Origin of the sequence: Arthrobacter sp. 135MFCol5.1 (genome assembly GCF_000374865.1) — a bacterium.
Classification (GTDB): domain Bacteria; phylum Actinomycetota; class Actinomycetes; order Actinomycetales; family Micrococcaceae; genus Arthrobacter.
The window spans coordinates 188,546-209,213 of sequence record NZ_KB895455.1; the positions used below are offsets into that span (position 1 = coordinate 188,546).

Sequence of the window (20,668 nt, forward strand, 5' to 3'; positions counted from 1 at the left end):
CGGTTGCCGCAGCGGACGGATGTACAGACACCAACCATGAAAGGGGGCAGGCACATGATCACGGCAACACGGCCCAGCGCCATCGGCGGCTACGACGATTGGCCTGCCTACGTCCGGGCCCGTCCCCGCCACCGGGCGTCCACCGCGGCGGCGCAGGAACTCTCTGACGCCTTGGGCGTCCCGGCTGTGCCCGCGCCGCCGGACGTACGGGTGCACTGGGAGGAAACGTACGACGACGCCACCACCACCGAACTGAGCTGGCAGTTGGGCTTCGGGCCGCGCACCACGGGCTGGCTGGTCCGGCCGGCAGGACATTCCGGACCGCTGCCAGGCGTCCTGGCCCTGCACTGCCACGGCGGCAACAAGTTTGGCGGTGCGGACCGGCTCGTGGAGCTCCCGACAACCCACCCGTCGGCGGCTGCCGCACGCGCAGGGCACTATGACGGCCGTGCGCTGGCCACCGGCCTGGCCCGCCAGGGTTTCGCTGTCCTTGCCCATGACACGTTTGCCTGGGGAAGCCGCCGGTTTGACCTCTCCACCCCGCCATGGCGGACCGCCGCGGCCGTTGACGCACGGCAGGCGCAGTGGCGGGCGGACGGCATCGCGCCTTCCGAGGCCGACGAATACAACGCCGCGGCCGGCGTCCATGAGGACACCGTGGCCAAGGCGGCGGGGCTGCTCGGCACCAGCCTTGCCGGCATGGTGGCCCACGACGACCTTGCCGCCCTCGACGTCCTGGCCGCACTGCCCGGCGTCGATGCGGACAGCCTGGGGTGCATCGGTTTCTCCGGCGGCGGCGGCCGTTCCCTCACCCTGGCCGCCCTTAGCCCGCGCATCAGGGCCGCCGTGGTCACCTGCATGATGACCACGTTTGAATCCCTCTTCCCCGCGTACCTCGACGCACATTCGTGGCTGCTGCAGACTCCCGGGCTGTGGAAGCTGGGTGACTGGCCGGAACTCACAGCCCGCGCAGGGTCCGCCCGGTTCCTGGTGCAGTACGCCCTTGCTGACGAGCTCTTCCCGGAAGCCGGGATGCGCCGGGCCCACCAGTTACTCGAATCCCTGCACGGCGGCACCGACAGGTATGCGGGCAGCTTCTGGCCCGGCGGGCACGTCTTCACGGCGGCCATGCAGGACGAGGCCCTCGACTTCCTGGCGAAAACGCTGACCACCTGCCCCCCCAACCAGCACCGCTCCCAAGGACCCACGTGACCACACAGCATTCGGCGGAATCCACCCATCCGCAGTCCCCGTCCACAGACCTTCCCAGGGTTGCCCTGGTGGGTGTGCACGGCTTCGGCGAACGGCACCTCGCCAACCTGGCCCGGCTCGAACAGGCCGGCGCCCTGGAACTGGTAGCCGTCGCCGATCCCCACCCGCCGCAGCCCGGCAGCCTGGCCGGCTCAGTGGCTGTGTACCCGGACCTGGACAGGCTGCTGGCCGCCAAGCCTGGCGTCGACGTCGTCATTATTGCCACCCCCATCCAGACGCATGCCCCCTTGGCCATCGCGGCGTTGTCCGCCGGGATGGACGTCTATGTCGAAAAGCCGCCGGTGGCATCCCTGGCGCAATTCGAGCAAGTCCTGGCCGCGGCCAGGGACCACGGCCGCCGGGTCCAGGTGGGCTTCCAGAGCCTGGGCTCCCAAGCCCTGCCCGCCATCCGGGGCCTGGTGGAGGCAGGTGAAATAGGCACCGTGCTGGGGCTCAGCGCCACCGGCCAATGGCTGCGGACCAAGGCGTACTTCAACCGCTCGCGCTGGGCCGGGAAGCGCAGCCTCGACGGCACGGACGTAGTGGACGGGGTGGCCACGAACGCCCTGGCCCACGCCGTTGCCACCGGACTGCATCTGGCGGGCGCGCATACCCTCGCGGACGTCCGCTCGGTGGAAACGGACCTGTACCGGGCCAACAGCACCGAAAGCGATGACACGTCCATTCTGCGGATCCGCACCGCAGGCGGAGAGACCCTCCTTTGTGCCTTGACGCTCTGCGCCCCCGAACAGCTCAACCCGGCCGTCACCGTGCACGGAACGCTGGGCGAGATCACCCTTTCCTACACGGAGGACCACGTCGTCATCACCACCCCGGCCGGCGAGCGCCGGGAGTCCTTCGGCCGGACTGACCTGCTCGAAAACCTGCTGGATGCCCGGGCCAACGGAACGCCGCTGCTGTGCGCGCTGGAAGACACCGGAGCCTTCACCGCCGTCCTGGAGGCTATCCGCACCGCGCCCGCACCGGCCCCGATCGGCACCGGCTTCATCACGTGGGAAGGCGAGGGCGACGACGCCCATCCGGTGGTGCAGGGCATCTCCGGAACGCTGGAGCGCGCCGTCAAGGCACAGGCAACGTTCGCCGAACTCGGCGTGCCCTGGGCCCGTCCCCTTCCGCCGGTCCGGACGCTGACCGTTGGGGGCCGCCCGGTGGCCGATTACCAGGACGGCAGCCATATCAGGGCAGTATCCTCCCCGCGCCCCTACCTCCACCCGGTGCGCACTCTGAACGGCACCGTGGTGACTGACCACCAGCCCCTTGACCACGTATGGCACCTGGGCGCCGGCGTGGCCTTGCAGGATGTGGACGGGGTGAATTTCTGGGGCGGCCGCACCTACACCAGGGAAGCCGGCCAGTACGTGTGGCGCCCGGACCACGGCAGCATCGCAAGCACCGGCACCGCATCCTTCCAGGCCGACGCCGGCGCGGGACGGCCCGGCGTCCTGCAGGAGACGCTGGGCTGGAACGGGCCGGACGGCTCCCCTGTGCTCCGCGAGGAACGCACCTGGGCGTGGTCCGCCGTCGCACCCTCCGCCTGGCGGCTGTCACTGGATTTTGCGTTGTCACCTGCAGGGAACACGCCGGTCAGCCTGGGCAGTCCGGGCTCCAACGGCCGGTTCGAGGGTGGCTACGGCGGCTTCTTCTGGCGGCTGCCCGAGTGCGCGGACCCTGCCGTCTGGACGCCCGCCGGCTCCGGTGAATCGCAGGCCCACGGCAGCGTCACGCCATGGCTCGCCTGGTCGGGAACGTTCGACGGCGGCCCGGCCACCTTGGTGTTCGTCGCTGCCGGGGACTCCACGGACCCATGGTTTGTCCGGGTTGACGGCTACCCGGGCGTCGGCCAGTCGCTGGCGTGGGATACGCCCGTCATCGCAGAGCCCGGCACGCCGGTGCGGCGGCACGTCACCGTCTTCGTGGCCGACGGACTCCTGGCCACCGCCGACATCGAAACACTGATCAACGAGCAAGGGGATCCGTCATGACCCAGACCACAGCCGCAGCCGTTCCCCAGCAGGAGGCCCGCCTGGCTCCCGGATCCCCGGGCGACCGGGCCATCAAGCGCCGGCGCGTGCTGGACATCCTGGACGAGGCCGGGCGGGATTCGCTGCTCCTCACCACCAACACGGCCCTGACCTGGTACCTGGACGGCAGCCGGGTGCACATCAGCCTGGCCGGCGACCCCATCGCCGCCCTGCTCGTCGCGCGCGACGGCGACCACCTGGTGACGTTCAACAACGAAGCCGGCCGGATCGCCGCCGAGGAGCTTCCGCTGGGAGTCAACCTGCATACCGTTCCCTGGTACGCGAACCTGCACCAGGCCGCGGCCGCCGTGGGCAATGGCGCCCTGTCTCCGCTGTCCGAGGCAGAGGTGGCCGCCGAACTGCGCGCCGCGCGCCAGCAGCTGCTTCCGGCGGAAAGCGCCCGCTATGCCCTGCTCAGCGCCGACGTGGCCGGCATCATGACCGAGGTCCTGTCCGCCGCCCGCCCGGACACCACCGAATTCGCGCTGGTGTCGGCGCTGGCTGCCCGGGTGGTGGCCGCCGGTGCAGAGCCGCTGGTACTCCTGTGCAACGGCAGCTCCCGCAGCACGTTCCGGCACCCCTTGGCCACGCACGCGCCTCTTGGCCGGCGTGCCATGGCGGTGGTTTGCGCCCGCCGCGACGGCCTCGTGGCCAACATCACCCGCTGGATCAGGTTCGACGCCGGCACTCCCGGGGAGCGCGACGCCGAGGCCCGCATCGCGGCAGTGGAGGCGGATATATTCGATGCCACGGTTCCCGGCACCCGGCTGGACCGGATCTTCACCGAGATCCAGGCCGCGTACGTCCGGCATGGCTTCGGCGCGGACCAGTGGGAACAACACCATCAGGGCGGGCCCGCCGGTTACGCGGGGCGCGATCCCCGGGTCACGTCGGAAGCCACGGATACGGTGGTGCTGGACCAGGCGTTCACATGGAACCCGTCAGGGCCGGGCGTCAAGATCGAGGACACGGTCCAGCTCACGGAATCCGGGCTCCACATCCTGACTGTTGACCCGCGCTGGCCGGTGGCCACCGTGAACGGGCTGGCGCGCCCCGTGACCTTGCAGCTCTAGTCCGGCGCCCGCTCACATACTGCAGCTTTAATCGAAACGCCCGCTCACTTATGGCCGTTTTTACGGCCATAAGTGAGCGGGCGTTTCGTGTTTAGCTGCAGTATGTGAGCGGGCGTTGTTACGGGAGCCGCAGTTCCCCATCCACACGGCGCGGGATCCCCAGCGGATTGTCGTCACGGAGCGCCGGGTGCAGGACGCTTTCCGGGGCGTCCTGGTAGGCGACGGGGCGCTGGAAGCGGCGGACCGCCGTCGCACCCACCGAGGTGAACAGCGAGGTGGTGGCAGGGTACGGGCCGCCGTGCTGCTGGGCCCAGTTCACGGCGACGCCGGTGGGCCAGCCATCGAACAGGACCCGGCCGGCCAGGCCGGCGAGCTGCTCCACCAGGGCGGCGATGTCCTCCTCCGGCTCTGCGTGCACGGTGGCCGTCAGGCTGCCGGGAACCTCCGCCAGGACAGCAGACAGTTCCTGCTGGTCCTTGTACTCGATGAGGATGGTGGTGGGCCCGAAGCATTCTTCAAGCAGCTGCCCGGGTCGCTCCAGGACCTTGGCCGCGGCGGTGGCGAACACCACCGGGGCAGCCCCGTTGGCTGCCGCGTCCTGGTCAACGCTGCCGCCCACCACCTGCACGCCCTCCACGGCTGCGAAGCTGCGCAGCCCGTCCGGGTAGGCTTCGGCGATGCGGCTGGTCAGCATCCCGGCCGCGGGCTTGTCCTTGCTGGCGTCCGCTACCTCGGCTGCGAAGGAGGTTCCGGCTGGGATGAACACCAGGCCCGGCTTGGTGCAGAACTGGCCGGCCCCAAGGGTGAAGGAGCCTGCCAGGCCGGCGGCGAGTTCCGCGGAGCGGGCCTTCAGTGCTGCCGCGGTGATGACCACCGGGTTGAGGCTGCCCAGCTCTCCGTAGAACGGGATGGGATCCGGGCGGGAGGTGGCGAGGTCGAACAGGGCGCGGCCGCCGGGAATGGACCCGGTGAAGCCCACGGCCTTGATGGCGGGGTCCTGGACCAGCGCCGTTCCCACCTCGCGGCCGCTGACCAGGGCGAACAGGCCTTCCGGGGCACCCGCGCCGCGAAGCGCCTCAGCCACAATCCCGGCGGTCCGCTCGGAGAGCCGCAGGTGCCCTGAGTGGGCTTTGACAACCACGGAGCAGCCGACGGCGAGGGCCGAGGCCGTGTCCCCGCCTGCCACGGAGAAGGCGAACGGGAAGTTCGACGCCGAGAAGACCGCCACCGGCCCGATGGGCCGCAGGATGCGGCGCAGGTCCGGCTTGGGCGGGGTGGAGGACGGGTCCGCGTGGTCGATGATGGCTTCAAGGTAGGAGCCCTCGGTGATCACGCGTGCGAACAAGCGCAGCTGGCCTGTGGTGCGGGCCACTTCCCCCGTCAGGCGCGGGACACCCAGGCTGGTCTCGGCATCGGCGATTTCCACCAGTTCGGCCGCGTTGGCGTCCAACGCGTCCGCCGCCGCGTGAAGCCACGCGGCGCGCTCGGCATCGGTGGCCGCAGCAGCGGTCCGGGCGGCCTCCGTCGCGGCGGCGGTGAGTTCGGACAGGGAAAGCGTTGCAGTTGTCACGTCAGGTACCTGTTCTGTGGATGTGCGTCGGTGGTTAAGGTGCGTCCCGGAAACGGAAGCCCAGTCCGGGCTGGTCCGCCAGGGCCACCCTGCTGTTGGCGAACCTCACCGGCGATGGCCCGGCCAGGATCCCCAACTGTTCGAAGGATGCCTCCTCGACATCCTCCACCATGGTGGGCTCCGCCAAGGTCAATGCCAGCTGGCCGGACAGTTCCGGCAGCAGGTGCGGCATGACCTTGATGCTGTGGGTCCGTGCCAGCTCCACGATCCGCCGGAACGGGGTGATGCCGCCTACCCGGATGATGTTGGGCTGGATAATGTCCACCGCCTCCGCCTCGATGAAATCGCGGAACCGGTAGATCGTGTGCAGGTTTTCGCCAAGGGCAATGGGCACCGGCGAATGTTTGCGGAGCCTTCGGTAGGCCCAGAGGTCATCCGCGCGGAGAGGTTCTTCCAGCCATTCCAGCCCGAATTCGGCAAGTACGTCGAGGGCCCGGAAGGTGGTGGGCAGGTCCCACCGCTGGTTGGCGTCGATCATGAGCCTGCGGTCCGGGCCCAGGACGGAACGGACGGCGGCAACGCGTTCGCGGTCCTCGCGGAGGTCCGGCTTGCCCACCTTGATCTTCACTGCCTGGTGGCCGGCGGCAACCCAGCGTTCGGCCTGCGCCACCAACTCTTCCAGGGTGTAGTGCAGGTTCACGCCGGAACCGTAAACCTCGGCTGACTCCTGCCGCTGGCCCAGCAGGCCCGTGACGGACATGCCGGCACGGCGGGCCTGCAGGTCCCACAATGCAAGGTCCACACCGGCCATGGCAATGGTGGTGAGCCCTCCGCCGCCGGCCTCGTGCAGCCGCTTCCAGAGCACGTCCCACACACCCTCGGGGGTTGCGGGCAGCCCGGCCACGAAAGGGGCGATGTCGTGGTCAAGCAACGCCTTGACTGCCTGGGGACCGATGGTAGGCGTCCAGGAGAAGCCAAAGCCCGTGCCGCCGTCGTCCGTGGAGATCTCGGTGGCGATCACGTGGTTCTCCGGTGCCTCCGCGCCCCAGCTGCGGCGCAGCGCAACGGTAAGGAGCCTCGTCGACAGGCCGGTGATGCGCGGGACGGTGCGGATGGTTTCGGCCGCCGGTGCGCTCATCAGTGTCCGGCCAGCTCGTAGCCCTTGGCCAGGATGGCCTTGAGCTCCACGAGCTGCTCCTCCGTCGGATCCACCAGCGGCGGCCGCACGGGGCCCACCGGAAGGCCGCCCAGGCGCAGGCCGGCCTTGATCAGGGAGACGCCGAACCCGGGCGTCTGGTCGCGCAGGCGGACCAGCGGCGCGTAAAAGCCCTCCAGCAAGGCATTGCGGCGGTCTTCATCCCCGGATACGTAGGCGTCGTAGTACGCCTTGGCGATCTCCGGCGCCATCGCGAATGCTGCCGACGAATACAGCGGGATCCCCAGGCCCCGGTAGGCGCCCTGCGTCAGTTCCGCCGTGAGCAGGCCGTTGAAGAACGCAAACTCCTCCCGGCCGGCAGCCTTGACGGCGGACACGATTTCCTGGGCAAGGCCGACGTCGCCCAGGCCGTCCTTGAAGCCGATGACCTTGGGATTGGCGGCCAGCTTCGCCATGGACGCGGCGGTGAACTTTGCATTGCCGCGGTGGTAGACAATGACCGGCAGGCTGCTGGCATCGGCGACAGCCTCGATGTAGGCCACCAGGCCGTCGGTGGGTCCGGTCACCAGGTAGGGCGGAAGCACCAGGAGGGCGTCGGCGCCGGCTTCCTCGGCCACCCGGGCGGCAGCGAGGGCGTGGCCCAGCGGCCCACCCGCCCCGGCCACCACGGGGACCTTTCCGGCGACGACCTCGACGGCGGCCGCCACCACGGTGCGGACCTCGTCGATGCTGAGGGCATGGAATTCACCGGTGCCGCAGGCAGGGAAGACGCCGCCCGGGCCATAGGGCAGCCGGGAGGCGATGTGTTCCTTGAGCAGTGCGACGTCAACGGCGCCTTCGGCCGTGAACGGGGTGACGGGAAAAAACAGTACGCCGTCGAATTTCATGGTGTCTCCTTGCTTCCGCCGCCGGCAGTGACCAGCGCGGAAGCCTCGTCGTTGAGGGTGTGGCGGGACGTGAGTTCGGTGCGCCAGCTGCGCCGCGGCTGCCAGCCCAGGAGTTCCTGTGCCTTGGCGATGGAGAACGCGGGGCTGGTCCCGGTCAGGCCCGCACTGATGTCTTCGCTGCCCGGCAGGAAGCGGGGCATGAGCTCGGCCAGCGGCGCGGTTGCCAGGGCGTCCGCGGCGCCGACGAAGAAGGTTTCGCCGTTGGGAATGTCCGTCATTTTCCGGAGCAGCAGGTCAAGGAAGTCCGCCACATCCCGGGCGTCCACGTAGTTGAACAGGGCCGGCGCCGAAAGGGCGGGATCGGCCAGGCGTTCAGCCAGGGTGTGGCCCTGCTGCGTGGGCGCCCCCTCCCATTCCTCCGGTGAGATCACGAAGCATGGGCGGAATGCCGCATACCGGATCCGCTCCCCCTGGGCAGCGGCGAACATCTGCACTGTCTGTTCGGCGATGAGCTTGGACAGCGCATAGGCGTTCCAAGGCTTCGGCGGCGTCCGCTCGTCGAGCGGGAACGACGACGGAAGCCAGCCCGCGGGCGAGCCGTAACCGAGCACGGTGGGGCTGCTGGCGGTGATGATTTTCGGGACGCCCAGCTCGGTGGCCGCGCTGATCACGGCGAAGGCGAGCCTGGTGTTGGTGGCGAAGATGACGTCCTCCGGCGCGCTGAAAGGGACGGCGATCGCTGCAAGGTGGATGACGGCGTCGGGCCTTGACTCCCGGAGGAGGCGCAGCGCCTCCCCCGGCGCCAGGAGGTCCGCGGTTTCCTGCACGACGCCGGGCGGCAGCTGGCCGGCGGGCACGGCGTCCCGGTCCACGGAGACCACCTCGTGGCCCGCCTGGGCGAGCCCTGCGACAACACTGCGTCCCAGGCGGCCGGAGCCGCCGGTAACGAATATCCTGCTCATGGTTCGCCCCTACTTGCCGCGGCGGAGATCGACGCCGAGGTCCAGGTCCTCCACGCGGATGGGCAGCGAGGTCTCGAGCGACTGGTTGCCGGCGATGCCCACGGATACCGAACGCAGCCCGTCGAGGTAGCCGGAGGGGCGGCCCAACGGGTCTTCACCCGGGCCGTTGAAGAGGTCCGAGAGCAGGAGCTCATCGCCCCCGCCGTGGCCGCCTTCGCCATTGACGATCGGGACCTCGTACGCGGCCTCCCAGTGGCGTTGGACCACCAGCCGTTCGCCGTTGCGGCGGACGGCGTCCTCTTCCTCCACGGGGGTTGCGCTCGGGTCCACCACTGTCTTCTTGTCTGTGCTGTGCAGGACGGCGGCGCGTTCCACCACTTCAAGCTCAGCCCGGCCTTCCGTGCCGTTGACCGCCACCCGGTACCCTTCCCACGGGCTGTGCGCGTTCAGGGAGTAGCTCAGGCGCGGCCCGCCCTGGTACTCAACCACCAGTGCCAGGTTGTCCTCGATGGTGATGCCGCCGGTGAAGACGTCCTGGTCGCGGCGGTAGCCGTCGTAGTGTTCGTTGTCCAGGAAGAGCGCCTTGAGCCGTTCGTCCTCGCGGAGGTCCAGCGCGAACGGGTCCTTGTCACCGGCGGGCGCACCGGCGTCGGGCGTTCCGCGCTCGGGGCGGGGGCCCAGCCCGCGTTCGGCGGCGTTCTTGTCGCCATAGAATTTCAGGCCGCCGGAGGCGAAGACGCGCTCCGGGACGTCGTCGATCCACCAGTTGACGAGGTCGAAATGGTGGGACGCCTTGTGGATGAGCAGGCCGCCGGAGTTCTTCTTCTCGCGGTGCCAGCGGCGGAAGTAGTCAGCGCCGTGGACCGTGTCCAGGACCCAGCTGAAGTCGATCGAGGTGACCTTGCCGATCACGCCGCTCTGGATGATCTCCTTCAGGGCGCTGTTGCGGGGCGAGTAGCGGTAGTTGAACGTCACCACCACATTGCGGCCGGTTTCCTGGACCGCTTTGGTGATGCGGCGGCAGCCCTCGGCATCGATGGTGAGCGGCTTTTCCACCACTACGTCCGCGCCGGCCCTGAGGGCTTCGACGATGTAGTCGGCGTGGGTGTAGTCCGGAGTGGTCACCACGACGCGGTCAATGTGGTTGGCCTGGATAAAGGCCGTCAGGTCCGCCGGATCGAACGAGGCAATGGGGCCGGGAGCGCCGAGTTCCTGGATGAGGCCCTGGTAGAACTCCACGCGGCCGGGGTTCACGTCCGAGAACGCGACCAGTTCCGCGGTGTCGGCGTGCTTGCCGAACACTGCGCGGATGTACATTTCAGAACGCCCTCCGGTGCCCACCAGGGCAAGGCGCGCCTTGCGGCCGTCGGAGGTGGGGCTGCCGGCAGCCGTGTGGGGAGCAGCTGCGGCCGACGTCGTCTCGGCTGTGTTGACCATGTGGGGGTCCCTTTCGAAAGCTCATTGCCCGGCCGCCGGGGCGGCCGCTGCGGTTCGGCGGTGGCACTCTGCTGCACCTGCCTGAGAAAGCGTTTTCTCAGTTCGCTATAGAAGTTGTATCAACCCGCCCGCCCATCCGTCAACCACTCCGGGCGCTAACAGAAAGCGTTTTCTGAGCAAGCGCGCAGCGCTGGAGCCCTCCCCGGCGGAAAACTGCCGGGAAAAGGATAGAAATCGCTTTCCGGCTGCCGTATATGCTGTCTTCCAAAAGCACCTGCCACCCGGGGCTTGTTGGCCCGGCGCCTAACGCAGCCGGCAGCATCCGTCCGGAGTGGCGCGACAGAAGGGTTCCCCATGGCCAGGAAATCGGCAAGCGGCCGGATCGGCATCGCGGATGTCGCCGTGAAGGCAGGAGTCTCACACGCCACGGTTTCGCGTGTCATGAACGGGAACTTCACCGTGGACCCGGACGTCGCCGCCAGGGTCCGCGCAGCCGCCGCCGAACTGAAGTACCAGCCCAACCCGGTGGGCCGCAGCCTCGCACTGGGAAAGACGGACACCATCGGCATCGTGGTGCCGGATCTGGCCAACCCCACGTTCCAGGCGATCCTTCGCGGCCTCAGCCGGGCCGCGGCACAGGACGGCTACCGGGTGCTGATCGCGGATTCGTTCGAGGTTTCCAGCGAGGAGTCCATCCTGGCCGGCGAAGCGCGCCGCCGCTGCGACGGACTGGTCCTCTGCGCCCCCCGCATGTCCGACGCCGAACTAACGGAGATCGCGCCGTCCCTGCACCCGCTGGTGCTGATCAACCGCACCACGGACGCGCCGGACGTGCCCAGCCTGGTGGTGGACTACGGGCAGGGCGTCCAGGACATCGCCGGACACCTGGTGGAGCTGGGGCACACCCGGCTGGCCTTCCTGGCAGGGCCTCCGCGGAGCGCATCCAACGGCATGCGGCTCAAGGGCCTGGAGGCTTTCAAGGCCGCCCACCCGCAGGTGGAGGTAACCATGCTTGAGGGCGGCTCGGACTTCGACACGGGACATGAAGCAGTTGACGCGGTCCTGGCGAGCGGGGCCACCGGCATCCTCGCCTTCAACGACCTCGTGGCCATGGGCCTGATGAGCGGACTGCATGAACGGGGCCTGGACGTGCCCGGCGACATCTCCGTCACCGGATTCGACGACATCCCCTTCGCCAAGTACACGACGCCGGCGCTCACCACCGCGGCCGTCCCCATCACCGAACTGGGCGAGCAGGCCTGGCACCAGCTCCGGGCATTGATCCGCAAGGAAGGGAACGAGGTGCCCGGCAGCCGGTTCCAGCCGCGGCTGGAAGTCCGGGCCAGCAGCGGCCCGGCCAAGGCGCCACGGAGCGCCGTCCACGGCTAGGGTTCCCGGGACCCGGCCCCCAGGCCCGCTTCCCGGTAATACCCCTCGATGTGTGCCGCCACCAGTTCCGCCGCCCGGCCGCCGTCGCCCTTCCGGACCGCGGCAAGGATGGCGTGGTGCTCAGCGCGCAAACGGGAGGCGGTGGCGTCCCAGTCGGGCAGGTTAGACGTCAGCTCTGCGGCGTAGCCCTGGATAGCCTCGCGGAGGGATCCCATCATGGCGCTGACCACCGCATTGCCGGCGGCGTTGGCCAGCGCGAAATGGAAGCGGACATCGAGGGCCAGGAAGTCACCGACCGACAGGCCTTCCGCCTGGTCCATCCCGGCCAGCAGGGCCGCGGCCTCGTCGAGTTCGGGGGCATCCGGCCGTGCCTTGCCCGCAGCCCAGGACTCCAGCAGGACGCGGGTCTCCACAATGTCCGCCACGGGCAGGTGCTGGGTGGCAACGTGCAGGCGGAGGGCGGAGCCGAGCGCCGCGGTGGGATCGGAGATGACCACCGTCCCGGCATCGGGGCCGGACCCAACACCCGCGCGGACCACGCCCATCGCCTCGAGGATCCGGATGGCTTCCCGCACGGACGTCCGGGAGACCGTGAGCTGCTCGGCCAGGGTCCGTTCGGCAGGCAGCCTGCCGCCGACGGCCAGCCGGCCGGCAGAGAGTTGGTCCTCGATCCACGCCAGGACCAGCTGATGGGTTCGCATACGGCCAATGGTAGTTGATGTGGTTGGACCACATGGCCTACAGTGTGGTTGGACCACAGGAGGACGCCATGACCCACATCATCCAGCCCGGCAACCCGGAGGCCGCCCCGGCCCCGGACACCACGGACATCCCGGCAGCGCACGCACCCGCCAAGGCGCCGGCGTCGTCCGACGTGCCCCCCGCCCTGAAGCGCCGCGTGCCCAAGTACTCGGACCTCGCTCCGCTGATGCAGTTCAAGAAGCCGGAGTTCAGCAAGGATGCCCGGCTCAAGCGGGCCAGCACCATCTGGGAACTCCGGGACATCGCCAAGCGGCGTACTCCGCAAGCTCCCTTCGACTACACGGACGGAGCAGCCGAGGAGGAAATTACCCTCCGCCGGGCCCGCCAGGCCTTCCTGGACATCGAATTCCGGCCCGGGATCCTGCGGAACGTCTCTGCCATCGACCTCAGCACCACCATCCTCGGCAAACCGTCCCGGCTTCCCGTCGGCATCGCCCCCACCGGATTCACCCGGATGATGCAGTCCGAGGGCGAATACGCCGGGTCCCGGGCCGCCGAGTCAGCGGGCATCCCCTACACGCTCTCCACCATGGGCACCGCGTCCATTGAGGACGTGGCAGCAGCCGCACCCAACGGCCGGAACTGGTTCCAGCTGTACCTGTGGACGGACCGCGACCGTTCGCTGGAACTGATCGAGCGCGCCGCCAAGGCCGGCAACGACACCCTCATGGTCACCGTGGACACAGCCGTGGCCGGTGCACGCCTCCGCGACGTCCGCAACGGCATGACCATCCCGCCGGCACTGACCCTGAAGACTGTCCTGGATGCCTCCTACCGGCCGGCCTGGTGGTTCAACTTCCTCACCCACGAGCCGCTGACCTTCGCCTCGCTCTCGCGCTACACCGGCACCGTGGCGGACCTGATCAACTCCATGTTCGATCCCACGCTCACCTTCGAGGACCTGGACTGGCTGCGCGACACCTGGAAAGGCAACCTGGTGGTCAAGGGCATCCAGACGGTGGAGGACGCCCGCCGCGTCGTGGACCATGGCGCAGACGGCGTGGTGCTCTCCAACCACGGCGGCCGCCAGCTGGACCGGGCCCCCATCCCGTTCCACCTGCTCCCCGAGGTCAAGGAGGCCTTCACCAAGGACCACACGGACGCGGCCATCATGCTGGACACCGGCATCATGAGCGGCGCCGACATCGTGGCCGCCCTTGCCCTTGGCGCGGACTTCACCCTGATTGGGCGCGCCTACCTCTACGGCCTGATGGCCGGCGGACGGGCCGGCGTGGACCGCGCCCTGGAGATCCTGGAAAAGGACATGGCACGCACCATGGCCCTGCTGGGCGTCAGTTCCGTTTCGGGACTCACGCCGGACCACGTGCGGCTGCTGGGCAAGCACTGAGCCGGGGGCCGGCGGCTGGGCGTGCCGAAACCCGGGTTTCGAGGCACCCAGCCGCCGGCGTCCACCCTATTTCTTGCGGCCGAACTTGGGCAGGTTGGGGAGGTTTGCCAACAGGTCCGCGGCTTTGGTGGCCGCGCGGCCAACACTGCGTCCGATCTGCTGCGGAACGCTGTCATCGCTCAACGGGGCTGCTGTTCCGCCGGGAATGACGACGGCGGGACTCAGTTCTGCTCCCTCGCGCGCCAGGACGCCCGCCGCGGCGTCCTCCTGGCGAGGCGCCACATGCCCCGGCACGACGGCGGCGGGTGCCTCCGCCAGGCCCGCCGCGGCGGCCGCCGCTGGCCTGCCCTTCGCCGCTGATGCGGTGTTCCCTGCGGCGCCGTTCTTTGGTGAGGCGCTGGTTGGCGAGGAGGCAGCTTTGGCGGCCGTGCCGACGTCGAACGTCTCCAGCCAGCTTGCGATGCCCTCCAGCGGACCCCGGTTCAAGGCGTAGTACCGCTTCTGGCCCTGCGCGCGCATGCTGACCAGCTGCGCTTCCCGCAGGACCTTCAGGTGCTTGGAAATGGTGGGCTGGCTGGCGTCCAGTTCCTCCACCAGCTCCCCCACTGCTTTGTCCCCCGCCCGGAGGGCCACCAGGATCTCCCGCCGGGTGGATTCCGCTATGACGGCAAATACGTCGTCTGTCACCATGCCTCCCACCCTAGCGACATATACGCCGAAAGGCATCAACTATTTCGGTACCCCACTGCTCCGGTGCACCACCGGAGCCGCTAGTCGAACCAGGGGTCCAGCCCGTGCAAGGGGAACACCGCCTTGCGGGTCGCCATGACGGTACGGTCCACGGCGTCGTTGGGGTCGAAGCCCACTTCCCAGGACCGCCACCACAGCTCCACGTCATCCCCCATCAGCGCGGGGGCCACGGTCCCGAATTTCTCCGCCACATAGAGCCGCCAGTCTTCCGGGACGGCGGTGCGCAGCGGCACTGGCCGCCCGGCGGCGATCGCCACCAGGTGGCTCCAGGACCGCGGCACCACATCCAGGACGTTGTAGCCGCCGCCGCCGGTGGCGATCCACCGGCCCCCGCAGAACCGTTCGGCCAGGTTTGCGATGGCGTTCGCGGCCTCGCGCTGCCCGTCGACACTGAGGTTGAGGTGGGTGAGGGGGTCGCTGCGGTGTGAATCGCAGCCGTGCTGACTCACGATGACCTCCGGTTCGAACGCGCCCACCAGTTGCGGCACGATGGCGTAGAACGCCCGGAGCCAGCCGGCGTCCCCGGTGCCGGCGGGCAGGGCAACGTTGACGGCTGTTCCCTCCGCTGCGGGGCCGCCGATCTCGTTGGCGAACCCTGTTCCGGGAAAGAGGGTCAGTCCTGTTTCGTGCAGCGAGAGCGTCAGGACCCGGGGATCGTCCCAGAAGATGTTCTGCGTTCCGTCGCCGTGGTGGGCATCGACATCGATGTAGGCCACTTTTCCCACGCCGCCGTCGAGGAGCCGCTGGACGGCAAGGGCGGCGTCGTTGTAGATGCAGAATCCACTGGCACGGTCCCGGGCGGCGTGGTGCATGCCGCCGCCGAAGTTGACCGCATGCACGGCCCAGCCCTCCAGCACGCCCTGGGCGGCCATCAGGGATCCGCCGGCAAGCCGCGCCGCGGCCTCATGCATTCCCGCGAAAGCCGGGTCATCCTCGGTCCCCAGCCCCCGGGACTCGTCCGGCCGGGAGGGGTCGGCGCTGACCCTGCGCACCGCCGCGACATAATCCACCGAGTGAACCGCTTCCAGTTCCGCGTCGGAGGCGGTCTCCGGCGCCTGCACATCCACATGGTCCAGGTCGAAGAGCCCCAGGCTGCGCGCCAGGCGGGCCGTCAGGTCCATCCGTTCCGGTGCCATGGGGTGGCCCGGACCAAAGTTGTAGGCAGTCATGTCAGGGCTCCACGCCACCATCGTCGGCGGCGCGGGCTGGCTTAGACCGGGCAGATATGTCATCAATCACAGGCTACCCGAGCCCGCCGGACTCCCAGCCGGGCCATGAAGCCGGGCTTTAGTGGTTTACTACTGGGGGAAGCAGTTTCGACCGAGGAAAAGCCACACATGACGCAGAGCCAGTCAAGGCCCCGGACCCCGGCCAGCTGGCACCCCCCAGCGCAGGAGCGGGAGGGCCTCTGGATCTTCACGCGGCTTCGCGACTTCATCGACGACATCGCCAACACCTCCCCTGCCAGGCTTGCCCTGACGGCGTTCGCCGCGGTCTGCATGGTGTTCACGTTCCTGCTGTCCCTGCCCGTGGCTTCGGCCAACGGAACCGCCACCCCCATCCACGAGGCCCTGTTCACCGCCGTCTCGGCCGTCTGCGTGACGGGACTAACGGTGGTGTCGACGGCGGTGCACTGGTCCTTCTTCGGCCAGCTGGTGATCCTGGTGGGCATCTTCATCGGCGGTTTGGGTACCTTGACGCTGGCCTCGCTGCTGGCGCTGATGGTGAGCAAGCGGTTGGGGGTGCGCGGGAAGATCATTGCCGCCGAATCCATGAACAACGCCGGCCGCCTCGGTGAGGTGGGCACCCTGCTCCGGATCGTCATCACCACCTCCGTGGTCATCGAGGGCGTCCTGGCCCTGGCGCTCGTTCCCCGGTTCCTGACCCTGGGCGAGCCCTTCTGGCAGTCGGTGTGGCATGGCATCTTCTATGCCATTTCGTCGTTCAACAACGCCGGCTTCACCCCGCACTCGGACGGCATCGTGCCCTACGAGACGGACCTGTGGATCCTTATCCCGCTGATGGTGGGCGTCTTCCTGGGCAGCCTGGGCTTCCCCGTGGTGATGGTCCTCCAACAAAACGGCTTGAACTGGAAAAAGTGGAACCTGCACACCAAGCTCACCATCCAGGTATCGCTGATCCTCCTGGTGGCCGGGGCGTTCCTCTGGGCGCTGATGGAGTGGGACAACGTCCGGACCATCGGCACCATGGATGTGGGCGACAAGATCACCCACGCGCTGTTCGCATCCGTCATGACGCGTTCCGGCGGCTTCAACCTGGTGGACCAGAACCAGATGGATTCCACCACCATGCTGCTGACGGACGCCCTGATGTTCGCCGGCGGCGGTTCCGCGTCGACGGCGGGCGGCATCAAGGTCACCACCATCGCCGTGATGTTCCTGGCCATCGTCGCGGAGGCCCGCGGTGACGCGGACGTCAAGGTCTACGGCAGGACCATCCCGCAAGGAAGCATGCGGGTGGCCATCTCGGTGATCGTGGCCGGCGCCACCCTGGTGTCAGTGTCCGCTTTCCTGCTCCTGGCCATCAGCGGCCAGTCGCTTGACCGGGTGCTGTTCGAAACCATTTCCGCGTTCGCCACGGTGGGCCTGAGCACCAACCTCAGCGCCGAGGTGCCCCCTGCCGGCGTCTACGTCCTCGCGGCCCTGATGTTCGCGGGCCGCGTAGGAACCGTGACCCTCGCAGCCGCCCTGGCCCTGCGCCAGCGCAGCCAGTTGTACCACTACCCCGAAGAGAGGCCCATCATTGGCTAGTTCCACAGACGCCCCGCGGCGCCCCGCCCACAACGCCCCGGTGCTGGTGATCGGGCTGGGCCGCTTCGGATCATCCACGGCAGAGCAGCTGGTCAAACAGGGCCGGGAAGTACTCGCGATCGAACGCGACCGGAACCTGGTGCAGAAATGGGCCCCGCTCCTGACCCACGTGGTGGAGGCTGACGCCACCAACATCGACGCGTTGCGCCAGCTGGGCGCGCAGGAGTTCAGTTCCGCGGTGGTGGGGGTGGGGACGTCCATCGAGTCCTCCGTGCTGATCACCGTCAACCTGGTGGACCTGGGAATCGAACACCTCTGGGTCAAGGCAATCACCCCCTCGCACGGCAAGATCCTGACGCGGATCGGGGCCAACCACGTGATCTACCCGGAGGCCGACGCCGGAGTCCGGGCAGCGCACCTGGTCTCGGGCAGGATGCTGGACTTCATCGAGTTCGACGACGACTTCGCCATTGTGAAGATGTACCCGCCGCGGGAGACCGTGGGGTTCACGCTGGACGAGTCGAAGGTCCGCTCCAAGTACGGTGTGACGATTGTGGGCGTGAAGTCCCCGGGCGAGGATTTCACCTACGCCCGGCCCGAGACCAAGGTGTCCTCGCGGGACATGCTCATTGTCTCCGGGCACGTCGACCTGCTGGAACGGTTCGCCGCCCGGCCATAAGGTCCCCGGTGGTTGGGCTTGTCGAAACCGGATTTCGACAAAGCCCAGCCTCCGTTACCCAAGCTGCTTGGTGATTTCCGCCGCCCGGTCCGCTGCCGCCTTGGCGCCGGCGGCGATGATGGCCGGGATGCCCTGTTCGTCGAACGTGGCGATGGCCCGTTCCGTGGTGCCGTTGGGGCTGGTGACCGCTTTGCGCAGCGCGGAGGGATCCGCACCCGGTTCGGCGAGCATGAAGCCTGCGCCGGCCACCGTTTCGCGGGCAAGGAGCAGGGACAGCTCGCGGTCCAGGCCCAACTCCTCCCCCGCCGACGCCATGGCCTCGGCCAGGTAGAAGGCGTACGCCGGGCCCGAGCCGCTGATCGCTGACAGCGCATCCACTTGCTCTTCGGGCACTTCGACCACCGTCCCGGCGCCCTGCAGGATGTCCTTGACCTTCCGGAGCTGCTCGGGAGTGCAGTGGGTTCCCGGCGAGACGGACACCACGCCGCGGCCCAGCTTTGCCGGCGTGTTGGGCATGGTCCGGATGACCGGCTGGCCGGCGGGGAGCGCGGCTTCGAGCTGGGCGATGGATACTGCCGCGGCAACGCTGACCACCACGGCATCCGGCGAAAGGGCCGGGCCGATTTCCCGGGCCAGGTCAGCAATTCCCACCGGTTTGACGCCAAGGATGACGACGGCGGATCCCTTGGTGGCCTGTTTGTTGTTGTCTGGTTCTTCCTCGCCGGCGATCGCGGTAATTCCCGGGTACCGTTCGGCGAGTTCCGAGGCGCGCTCCGCGCGGCGGACGGTGGCCACCACATCCCCGGGGTCCGTCCCGGCCTCCAGCAGGCCGGCAAGAATGGCCTCGTTCATGGATCCACAGCCAAGGAATGCAATTCGGTTGCTCATGCCTCCATCATTGCAGTACGCATGCATTCACAGGCAACTCCCATGTTCAGCGCAGGCAGCGCACAACTTGGGGTCCTAACGTAGTTATTACCTCATTGAGGGTGCGAGTGATGCGGCAGGCATGGGGATGCCTGCCAGGGCACCGGTGGCTCGGCAACAGGTTTTCCCCCATTTTCCTGTTGCCGGCCCCGGTGCTTCCGCATCTAAGCGCGGCTGGTGTCGCTGCCCGGCCGAACGCTTGGTTGCTAGATGGCAGGTTCCACCGGGCGGGACGCGGCCACATGGGGCGCCGGTTCCAGCGGCCCGGCGAAGACCAGCTGGTCCAGGCGGCGCAGGATGAGCCCTTCGCGCAAAGCCCAGGGGCAGATGCGCAGCTTCTTGAACTTGAACATCTCCAGGGCGGCTTCGGCCACCAGTGCACCGGCAAGGAGCTGGTGCGCCCGTGCTTCGGATACACCGGGGAGATGCAGCCTGTCCTCGGAGCTCATGGCCGAGATCCGCTGGGTCCAGATCCCCAGGTCCGAGGCGTGCAGTTCGCGCTTGACGTAGGGGCCTTCGGCGCTGGGCGCGGCCCCGGCGATCCGGGCCAGGGAGCGGAACGTTTTTGAGGTGCCTGCCACCACGTTGGCCCGGCCGAGGCCGTCGAATTCCCGGACAGCAGGTTTGAGGGTGGCCCTGATGTAGCGCCGCAGTTCCTTGACGCTTTTGGCCGACGGCGGGTCCTCGGGGAACCAGTCGCGGGTGAGCCTGCTGGCGCCGAGCGGCACGGAGGTGGCCACCTCAGGAAGCTCGTCCTGGCCGAAGGCCATTTCGAAGGAGCCGCCACCGATGTCCAGGTTCAGGATGGGGCCGGCGCCCCACCCGTGCCAGCGCCGCACCGCGAAGAACGTCATGGACGCTTCTTCGCTCCCGGTGAGTTCCTGGAGGGTCACCGTGGTCTCGTGCTTGACCCGGGCCAGGACGGCGGGGCCGTTGGTGGCCTCGCGGATGGCCGAGGTACAGAATGCCAGCAGGTCTTCGGCCTTGTGCCGGGCCGCGAATTCCCAGGCCTCCAGGACGAACTCGGTCAGCTCATGCTGTCCTTCGTCGCTGATGCTGCCGTCCGGTTCAAGGTACTGGACCAGGGACAACGGCCGCTTGTGGGACGCAAACGGGACAGGCTGCGCACCGGGGTGGGCGTCCACCAGGAGCAGGTGGACGGTGTTGGACCCGATGTCGAGGACGCCTAGACGCATGGGGACATTATTGCTCGTCGGCGCGCTTGAAGTCGCGCCGGATGTTCGCCACGCCTTCAGGATCGATCTCGAAGCCGTAGGCGGCGCCGGGGTTGATCACCATGCCCAGTTCGTCGCCAAGGTTGGCGATGATGGCTGCACCCTGCGTGCCCAGCACGTTGGGTGCGGCTTCCAGGTACTGCTGGTCCACCCGGGTGGGGTGCGAGAACACGGCGAGGACGGGGCGGCCGTCGGCGTTGGCAAGGACCAGCGGCTCAACCTGGGAGTCCACGCCTTCCACCGTGTCAGAGCTGATGATGTAGACCTCGCTGTTCAGGAAGGACAGGATGACGTCAACGGGATTGGCGTCTTCCTGCCCGCCGGTGGCGAGCTTCTCCTCAAGGTCGTTGAGCGGCTGGAGATCCGTGTGCGCGGGCTGTTCAGTCATACCGTCTACCCGATCACGATCCGGTGGCCGGCGCAAACGCG

18 protein-coding genes are annotated in these 20,668 nt (G+C 68.5%); 7 read left to right on the top strand and 11 right to left on the bottom strand.

The window, feature by feature from the left end; translation table 11 throughout:
• Positions 1-54: 54 nt before the first annotated feature.
• Genes C563_RS0109465 through C563_RS0109475 form a run of 3 tightly spaced genes read left to right on the top strand, consistent with a single transcriptional unit; the run spans position 55 to position 4,366 of the window.
• Positions 55-1,212 carry an alpha/beta hydrolase family protein gene (locus C563_RS0109465; protein ID WP_018761809.1) on the top strand — a complete coding sequence of 386 codons (1,158 nt, stop codon included), beginning with the start codon at positions 55-57 and terminating at the stop codon, positions 1,210-1,212.
• A complete protein-coding gene (locus tag C563_RS0109470; RefSeq protein ID WP_018761810.1) occupies positions 1,209-3,254 on the top strand; it encodes a DUF6807 family protein in 2,046 nt (681 codons plus the stop codon). The genes C563_RS0109465 and C563_RS0109470 overlap by 4 nt, the downstream gene beginning before the upstream one ends.
• Complete coding sequence (locus C563_RS0109475) at positions 3,251-4,366, top strand: M24 family metallopeptidase (RefSeq protein ID WP_018761811.1); 1,116 nt, start codon at positions 3,251-3,253, stop codon at positions 4,364-4,366. The genes C563_RS0109470 and C563_RS0109475 overlap by 4 nt, the downstream gene beginning before the upstream one ends.
• A gap of 118 nt (positions 4,367-4,484) precedes the next feature.
• Here C563_RS0109475 and C563_RS0109480 read toward each other — a convergent pair whose 3' ends face one another.
• The 5 genes from C563_RS0109480 to C563_RS0109500 are packed head-to-tail and all read right to left on the bottom strand — an operon-like array spanning position 4,485 to position 10,378.
• Positions 4,485-5,936: an aldehyde dehydrogenase (NADP(+)) gene (locus tag C563_RS0109480; protein WP_018761812.1), complete on the bottom strand. Its 1,452-nt coding sequence runs from the start codon at positions 5,934-5,936 to the stop codon at positions 4,485-4,487.
• Between the two features lie 34 nt (positions 5,937-5,970).
• The gene (locus C563_RS0109485; RefSeq protein ID WP_018761813.1) at positions 5,971-7,074 is read right to left on the bottom strand and encodes a mandelate racemase/muconate lactonizing enzyme family protein; all 1,104 of its coding nucleotides are present in this window, start codon (positions 7,072-7,074) and stop codon (positions 5,971-5,973) included.
• The gene (locus C563_RS0109490; RefSeq protein WP_018761814.1) at positions 7,074-7,979 is read right to left on the bottom strand and encodes a 5-dehydro-4-deoxyglucarate dehydratase; all 906 of its coding nucleotides are present in this window, start codon (positions 7,977-7,979) and stop codon (positions 7,074-7,076) included. Before C563_RS0109490 ends, C563_RS0109485 begins: the two co-directional genes overlap by 1 nt.
• Positions 7,976-8,941, bottom strand: a complete 966-nt coding sequence (locus C563_RS0109495; RefSeq protein ID WP_018761815.1) for an NAD-dependent epimerase/dehydratase family protein — start codon at positions 8,939-8,941, stop codon at positions 7,976-7,978. Before C563_RS0109495 ends, C563_RS0109490 begins: the two co-directional genes overlap by 4 nt.
• Before the next feature lie 9 nt (positions 8,942-8,950).
• Positions 8,951-10,378, bottom strand: a complete 1,428-nt coding sequence (locus C563_RS0109500) for a Gfo/Idh/MocA family protein (RefSeq protein ID WP_018761816.1) — start codon at positions 10,376-10,378, stop codon at positions 8,951-8,953.
• A 354-nt stretch (positions 10,379-10,732) separates the two neighbouring features.
• Here C563_RS0109500 and C563_RS0109505 point away from each other — a divergent pair, with 354 nt between their 5' ends.
• Positions 10,733-11,767 carry a LacI family DNA-binding transcriptional regulator gene (locus tag C563_RS0109505; RefSeq protein ID WP_018761817.1) on the top strand — a complete coding sequence of 345 codons (1,035 nt, stop codon included), beginning with the start codon at positions 10,733-10,735 and terminating at the stop codon, positions 11,765-11,767.
• On the opposite strand, the gene C563_RS0109510 is transcribed toward C563_RS0109505, so the two are convergent.
• Positions 11,764-12,468 carry a FadR/GntR family transcriptional regulator gene (locus C563_RS0109510; RefSeq protein ID WP_018761818.1) on the bottom strand — a complete coding sequence of 235 codons (705 nt, stop codon included), beginning with the start codon at positions 12,466-12,468 and terminating at the stop codon, positions 11,764-11,766. The genes C563_RS0109505 and C563_RS0109510 overlap by 4 nt on opposite strands.
• Positions 12,469-12,536: 68 nt before the next feature.
• Here C563_RS0109510 and C563_RS0109515 point away from each other — a divergent pair, with 68 nt between their 5' ends.
• Entirely contained in the window at positions 12,537-13,877 is a 1,341-nt protein-coding gene (locus tag C563_RS0109515; RefSeq protein WP_018761819.1) for an alpha-hydroxy acid oxidase, read from the top strand.
• A gap of 66 nt (positions 13,878-13,943) precedes the next feature.
• Here C563_RS0109515 and C563_RS0109520 read toward each other — a convergent pair whose 3' ends face one another.
• Together C563_RS0109520 and C563_RS0109525 are read right to left on the bottom strand one after the other, a co-directional pair.
• Complete coding sequence (locus tag C563_RS0109520) at positions 13,944-14,567, bottom strand: ArsR/SmtB family transcription factor (protein ID WP_018761820.1); 624 nt, start codon at positions 14,565-14,567, stop codon at positions 13,944-13,946.
• 80 nt (positions 14,568-14,647) lie between these two features.
• Positions 14,648-15,859, bottom strand: a complete 1,212-nt coding sequence (locus C563_RS0109525) for an acetoin utilization protein AcuC (RefSeq protein ID WP_026264598.1) — start codon at positions 15,857-15,859, stop codon at positions 14,648-14,650.
• Positions 15,860-15,964: 105 nt separating this feature from the next.
• Between C563_RS0109525 and C563_RS0109530 the strand changes: the two genes are divergently transcribed.
• Positions 15,965-17,398, top strand: a complete 1,434-nt coding sequence (locus tag C563_RS0109530; RefSeq protein WP_018761822.1) for a TrkH family potassium uptake protein — start codon at positions 15,965-15,967, stop codon at positions 17,396-17,398.
• A 40-nt stretch (positions 17,399-17,438) separates the two neighbouring features.
• Positions 17,439-18,077: a potassium channel family protein gene (locus tag C563_RS0109535; RefSeq protein ID WP_018761823.1), complete on the top strand. Its 639-nt coding sequence runs from the start codon at positions 17,439-17,441 to the stop codon at positions 18,075-18,077.
• Between the two features lie 54 nt (positions 18,078-18,131).
• On the opposite strand, the gene proC is transcribed toward C563_RS0109535, so the two are convergent.
• The 3 genes from proC to C563_RS0109550 form a co-directional block, all read right to left on the bottom strand.
• Entirely contained in the window at positions 18,132-18,965 is an 834-nt protein-coding gene (proC, locus tag C563_RS0109540) for a pyrroline-5-carboxylate reductase (protein WP_018761824.1), read from the bottom strand.
• Between the two features lie 245 nt (positions 18,966-19,210).
• Positions 19,211-20,200 carry a Ppx/GppA phosphatase family protein gene (locus C563_RS0109545; RefSeq protein ID WP_018761825.1) on the bottom strand — a complete coding sequence of 330 codons (990 nt, stop codon included), beginning with the start codon at positions 20,198-20,200 and terminating at the stop codon, positions 19,211-19,213.
• Between the two features lie 7 nt (positions 20,201-20,207).
• The gene (locus C563_RS0109550) at positions 20,208-20,627 is read right to left on the bottom strand and encodes an SseB family protein (RefSeq protein WP_018761826.1); all 420 of its coding nucleotides are present in this window, start codon (positions 20,625-20,627) and stop codon (positions 20,208-20,210) included.
• Positions 20,628-20,668 lie beyond the last annotated feature (41 nt).

Excerpts from the sequence above, each read along its gene's own strand:
- C563_RS0109465 (WP_018761809.1), top strand. The coding sequence starts at position 55 with ATGATCACGGCAACACGGCCCAGCGCCATCGGCGGCTACGACGATTGG.
- C563_RS0109475 (WP_018761811.1), top strand. The coding sequence starts at position 3,251 with ATGACCCAGACCACAGCCGCAGCCGTTCCCCAGCAGGAGGCCCGCCTG.
- C563_RS0109485 (WP_018761813.1), bottom strand. The coding sequence starts at position 7,074 with ATGAGCGCACCGGCGGCCGAAACCATCCGCACCGTCCCGCGCATCACC.
- C563_RS0109490 (WP_018761814.1), bottom strand. The coding sequence starts at position 7,979 with ATGAAATTCGACGGCGTACTGTTTTTTCCCGTCACCCCGTTCACGGCC.
- C563_RS0109495 (WP_018761815.1), bottom strand. The coding sequence starts at position 8,941 with ATGAGCAGGATATTCGTTACCGGCGGCTCCGGCCGCCTGGGACGCAGT.
- C563_RS0109500 (WP_018761816.1), bottom strand. The coding sequence starts at position 10,378 with ATGGTCAACACAGCCGAGACGACGTCGGCCGCAGCTGCTCCCCACACG.
- C563_RS0109505 (WP_018761817.1), top strand. The coding sequence starts at position 10,733 with ATGGCCAGGAAATCGGCAAGCGGCCGGATCGGCATCGCGGATGTCGCC.
- C563_RS0109510 (WP_018761818.1), bottom strand. The coding sequence starts at position 12,468 with ATGCGAACCCATCAGCTGGTCCTGGCGTGGATCGAGGACCAACTCTCT.
- C563_RS0109515 (WP_018761819.1), top strand. The coding sequence starts at position 12,537 with ATGACCCACATCATCCAGCCCGGCAACCCGGAGGCCGCCCCGGCCCCG.
- C563_RS0109520 (WP_018761820.1), bottom strand. The coding sequence starts at position 14,567 with ATGGTGACAGACGACGTATTTGCCGTCATAGCGGAATCCACCCGGCGG.
- C563_RS0109525 (WP_026264598.1), bottom strand. The coding sequence starts at position 15,859 with ATGACATATCTGCCCGGTCTAAGCCAGCCCGCGCCGCCGACGATGGTG.
- C563_RS0109530 (WP_018761822.1), top strand. The coding sequence starts at position 15,965 with ATGACGCAGAGCCAGTCAAGGCCCCGGACCCCGGCCAGCTGGCACCCC.
- proC (WP_018761824.1), bottom strand. The coding sequence starts at position 18,965 with ATGAGCAACCGAATTGCATTCCTTGGCTGTGGATCCATGAACGAGGCC.
- C563_RS0109545 (WP_018761825.1), bottom strand. The coding sequence starts at position 20,200 with ATGCGTCTAGGCGTCCTCGACATCGGGTCCAACACCGTCCACCTGCTC.
- C563_RS0109550 (WP_018761826.1), bottom strand. The coding sequence starts at position 20,627 with ATGACTGAACAGCCCGCGCACACGGATCTCCAGCCGCTCAACGACCTT.